The following is a 4,272-nucleotide window of genomic DNA, read 5'->3' as shown; positions in this document are numbered from 1 at the left end:
GTGGAATCACCACGCCAACGACGAGGGGCCCTGCCTCGTCACCACCCCCGCTGACCAGCCCATTTCACCCTCCAGCACAGGATGAAAGAGGTTCACTGGGCCGTACCTGCCAATCGGCGAGTACGGCCCGTATCCCGAGCGGCTGCGGCAGCAGTTCGAAGAGTGCTGCCAAGTCCCCTGCGGGGGGTGGATGACCTGGGGTTGATCGACTTGGGAGGGCCTGTACGTGGATGCCTGCCGTCATACAAAGGGACCGGGTTCGGCCGGAGGCGATCGCGCATGGCCATCTCCCGGAAGCGGAAGCAACTTCTCTAGGCGGCTCGGACCCATGAACGTGCTTCACTTCCTTCCTAGTTGACGGCCCGTTCGCACTCCACTGGAGGCAGGCTGCCTGCGGCGATGTGCCTGGGGCACGTGTTGTAGAAGCCCGCAATCCACGTGGCGATCTTCTCGGATCTCGCCGAGTTCACAGACGATGTCTTCGCATACCTGGCCTACGCAGGCCAGCGTGGCTACGGTCGGCGGTACGTGCGCGGACTGATCCTGGACGGCAGGCGCAAGTCGGTGGAGCCGATGGGGATCGACTGGGGAGATGGCTGATCACCTCGGTTACGAGGCCGGAGATCCGGCCGGACGGGGCTCGGGCAACTCCCGTAAGCCAGCTACTCAAAGACGCTCGCCAGGGTGGCCGGCCGGGTCACGGTGGGGTGCCCAGGGATCACAGGTCCGAGTTCGAGCGGGTGATCGTGCCTAAGGGCTAGCGGCATCTGGCCCAGGTCGACGACACGATTCTCTCGCTGTACGCACGGGGCATGACCACCCGCAACATCACCGGGCACCTGAAGGAGGTTTACGACAGCGAGGTCTCTGCGGCCCTGGCGTGGAAGATCACCGATGCGGTCGCGGACGAGGTAACTGACTGGCAGACCTTGATGAACACCTCGTCGAAGTACCATTTGTCACCCGGCCTGCGGGGAAGCAGGGCGACCGCGTACGCCGGGCCGAACCGGTCGCACCACTGCCGGACGCTCTCGTGAGAGACGACGATCCCGCAGGCCGGCAGCAACTCCTCGACCTCACGGAATGGCAGCGGAAAGCGGTGATACAGCCACACCGCGCGCGAGATGATCTCCACCGGGAACCGGAACCCACGGTACGACGGCAACCCCGTCACCACCACAACCCCACCCGTGAAGATCAACAAACCCGACAATCACCCCGGACCCGCGACACCCTCAAGTCGACGACGCCGTGGTGAGGCCAAGCCGTACGGCGTCTGCCAGACACTCGAGCTCGCACACAGTATCTCTGGCCGGAAGGGCTTCCTTGAGCTTCCAGGCGATCGTCACCCAGACGGCGAGGAGAGTCCGCCGTGTAATCGTTCGACGGGTGGTGGGCGGGTTATGTGGGACTTTCATGAGGTCATGGCTGCCCTGGCCTGCCCCTTGTCCATGCCGGGACCGGGATGCCGGGCGTGTCGCCGGGGTGCCGTATTTCGGCAGAGACGCGGTCCGGGCTGCGCCGCCGTAGGGACAGGAACAGATGCCGGGTACTGTCGGGGAAGGCGGCCTGTCCGTCGGGCGGAAGGATAAGGCGTTACCGTCCCGCCAGTCGCCGCTGTCCTCTCATTGCTTCAGGTCTGGCGGGGCACCTTGAGCTGGTCCCAGGTCCGGCGATCGGGGTGCCCGTGCGCGGCCTGGCGGGTGTGTCCCTGCTCGCGCTGCCAGCACGCGTACGAGGCCCGGTCGGCCTCGCCCCATCGTGGTCCGGGCCCGACCGTGTACCGGCCGCAGCCGACGGCGACGAGACGCTCACCCATCGCGGTGATGATGGGTGAGTTGGTGCCGGTGCGGAAGAACGCCGCGCCGGGAAAGGGCTCGTATCGGCTGGCTGATGCCGTGCTCCTCGTGGTCGTGTCACTGTCGGCGGCCGCGGTGGCAAGGCGGGCGGCGATGCGCTTGCGCATCGTCGGCATGGAGAACGACGGGTCGATTTTCCGGCTGGTCCACTCCTTGTGGCCGATCACCGATGTGGCATGCCAGTCGTGGGCCCGGCAGATCGCGGCAGCCGTCCGCTCGACAGCCGCCAGTTGTGCCCGCGAGTACAGGTCGCGGCCGTCGCCGAGGTTTTCGATTTCGAAGCCGTAGAAGAAGCTGTTGCCATCAACCTGGTCGCGTCCTGGACTGTGCGGAATCCTCCGGTCGGCCGTGACGTCGTTCAGGACGGGGAGCGAACCGCGCCCCGCGTGGTTGGTCCGGCCGTAGCCGACGAGGTGGACGGTACCGTCCTTGGCGATGAGACCGATGCATAGCGGGCCGGGTAACTGCATGTAGCCGTTAATCACTAACTCCAGTGAGTCACGGCCGGCCGTGTGGTGGAGCATGATGCCCCGGACATCGCAAAAGGGGCCCATGTGGTCGCGGTTGTGTGTGCGCCAGTGGCCGTGTTGCCGGACCATGACGCCCTCGCGCCTGAGGGCGTCCAGGAACTTCGCGGCAGACAGCGGTAAGGACACGTAAAGCCTCCTGGATGATCAGGGTTCGTCTTCAGCGTTGTCCGGCAACACGGCACGAAAACCATCAGCCAGGGTGAACCATGACGGTCATGGCCTGGCATGTTCGAGTGAGAACGCCGGCGTCGTCAACTTGAGGGTGTCGCGGATCCGGGATGGTTGTCGGGTTTGTTGATCTTCACGGGTGGGGCTGTGGTGGTGACGGGGTTGCCGTCGTACCGTGGGTTCCGGTTCCCGGTGGAGATCATCTCGCGCGCGGTGTGGCTGTATCACCGCTTTCCGCTGCCATTCCGTGAGGTCGAGGAGTTGCTGCCGGCCTGCGGGATCGTCGTCTCTCACGAGAGCGTCCGGCAGTGGTGCGACCGGTTCGGCCCGGCGTACGCGGTCGCCCTGCTTCCCCGCAGGCCGGGTGACAAATGGCTCTCCCTGCGAGCGGCAGTACCTGTGGCGCGCGGTGGACCAGGACGGCCATGTGCTCGACATCCTCGTGCAGTCCAAACGGGACGCCAGGGCCACCAGGCGGTTCATGGGCAAGTTGATGAAGAAACAGCGCCGGGTACCGCGGGCGCTGGTCACCTACGAGTGCCGCTCCTGCGGCGCCGCGCACCGTGTGCTGAGCCGTCAACACCGCTCCCATAAGGGCCTCGACAACACGCCGAGATCAGCCAACGAGGCAGCGCGAACGCGCGATGAAAGGCTTCCGCTCACCCCGTCAGCCCAACCGGCCGAGGGAGTTCGAAACCCCGGAGTGGAAGCCAGACGGGGTCCGGCGGACTTCCCACCCATACACCAGCCCGCGCGGATGGCATAGCGCCGCCGCCAGTCGGTGGTTTTCTCGTCCTTCCTCACCTGCGTCTGGATCTTCTGCTGGGGCTCGGTCAGCAGGAAGATGTGGCGTCCCTTGCCGTCGATATTGCCGGTGTACTTCAGCCTGTCGCGCATTCCCGGCATGCCTTGCGAGGAAAGAGAACGGACAGGCGGGGGTGTCCGTCGCCCAGGGCTGGTTTTCCAGGGCGGGCTGGTGATGCCGTGCGGGCAGGCCATGGTGCGGGCCTCCCAGTCGATGTGGAAATCCTCTTTGGTGAAGCCCGGCCGCTGGGCGGCCTGCGGGTCGGGCGCGGCCCGAGCACGGGGAGGCCCCATGTGACGGCGGCTTGGTGGATGCTGTCCGGGGTGACGTAGCCGCCGTCGACGACGTGCTCAAGTGGCTGAAAGCCCTGGCGGGTCAGCTGTTTGTGGATGTCGTCGAGGGCATCGGCGTCCTGCTGTGGCGCCGGGCGGGTGACTACCTGGACGATGACGTTCGGGCTCGTGTCGTCACAGGTTTCTGTCTGGTGTTCCGGTAGCCGATCCAGTCGCGCTGGCCGACCGCGGGCTGCTCAGGCGCCGTCGTCTGCAGTGCCGGCCGACCAGTCCGGCGGCTCGCGTCAGCCGCGCGGCACGGCGGCGGCCACATCCGCTGCCTTCCCGCCGGAGCACGGCATGCGCCCGCGGGGGCTCCGCAGGTTCCGCGCGAGCGCGTAGGAACCTGGGTGATTTGCTCGGTCAGCTCAGCGTCACGGACGGCGCGAGGGCCCGGGGGCACCGGTCCGGCGGGCGTAGAAGGCGGCACGGGAGACCCGCAGCAGTTCACACGCCCGCTTGATGCTGTGATCGCCCTGCCTCCTCCGCCTCGATGAACGGGTGCACCGTCACCGGGTCTCCTTCGCGAAGAAAGCCGTGGCCCGCTTGAGGACCTCCACGTCCTCCCGCAGCCGGCG

5 protein-coding genes and 2 pseudogenes are annotated in these 4,272 nt (G+C 66.6%); 4 read left to right on the top strand and 3 right to left on the bottom strand.

Annotation, left to right across the window (positions count from 1 at the left end; genetic code table 11):
• Positions 1–438 precede the first annotated feature (438 nt).
• Both ACZ7GZ_RS42390 and ACZ7GZ_RS42385 read left to right on the top strand, forming a co-directional pair.
• A complete protein-coding gene (locus ACZ7GZ_RS42390) occupies positions 439–600 on the top strand; it encodes a hypothetical protein (protein ID WP_471033115.1) in 162 nt (53 codons plus the stop codon).
• Positions 601–785: 185 nt separating this feature from the next.
• Positions 786–926, top strand: a pseudogene (locus tag ACZ7GZ_RS42385) (transposase); the annotation flags it as partial.
• Here the strand turns inward: ACZ7GZ_RS42385 and ACZ7GZ_RS42380 are convergent.
• Together ACZ7GZ_RS42380 and ACZ7GZ_RS42375 are read right to left on the bottom strand one after the other, a co-directional pair.
• Positions 926–1,177, bottom strand: a pseudogene (locus ACZ7GZ_RS42380) (IS6 family transposase); the annotation flags it as partial. The pseudogenes ACZ7GZ_RS42385 and ACZ7GZ_RS42380 overlap by 1 nt on opposite strands.
• A gap of 456 nt (positions 1,178–1,633) precedes the next feature.
• On the bottom strand, positions 1,634–2,515 hold the full coding sequence (locus ACZ7GZ_RS42375; protein ID WP_471033112.1) for a peptidoglycan-binding protein: 882 nt from the start codon (positions 2,513–2,515) through the stop codon (positions 1,634–1,636).
• A gap of 195 nt (positions 2,516–2,710) precedes the next feature.
• Here ACZ7GZ_RS42375 and ACZ7GZ_RS42370 point away from each other — a divergent pair, with 195 nt between their 5' ends.
• Entirely contained in the window at positions 2,711–3,151 is a 441-nt protein-coding gene (locus ACZ7GZ_RS42370) for a hypothetical protein (RefSeq protein ID WP_471033117.1), read from the top strand.
• On the opposite strand, the gene ACZ7GZ_RS42365 is transcribed toward ACZ7GZ_RS42370, so the two are convergent.
• The gene (locus ACZ7GZ_RS42365; protein WP_471033111.1) at positions 3,134–3,655 is read right to left on the bottom strand and encodes a hypothetical protein; all 522 of its coding nucleotides are present in this window, start codon (positions 3,653–3,655) and stop codon (positions 3,134–3,136) included. The two genes, ACZ7GZ_RS42370 and ACZ7GZ_RS42365, sit on opposite strands and share 18 nt — an antisense overlap.
• 11 nt (positions 3,656–3,666) lie before the next feature.
• Between ACZ7GZ_RS42365 and ACZ7GZ_RS42360 the strand changes: the two genes are divergently transcribed.
• Positions 3,667–3,858: a hypothetical protein gene (locus ACZ7GZ_RS42360; protein WP_471033108.1), complete on the top strand. Its 192-nt coding sequence runs from the start codon at positions 3,667–3,669 to the stop codon at positions 3,856–3,858.
• The last annotated feature ends 414 nt before the right edge of the window (positions 3,859–4,272 follow it).

The organism is Streptomyces sp. NPDC037288 (assembly GCF_055603265.1).
Note: the sequence above shows the minus strand (reverse complement) of the source record. Positions and strands in the feature narration are given on the sequence as shown.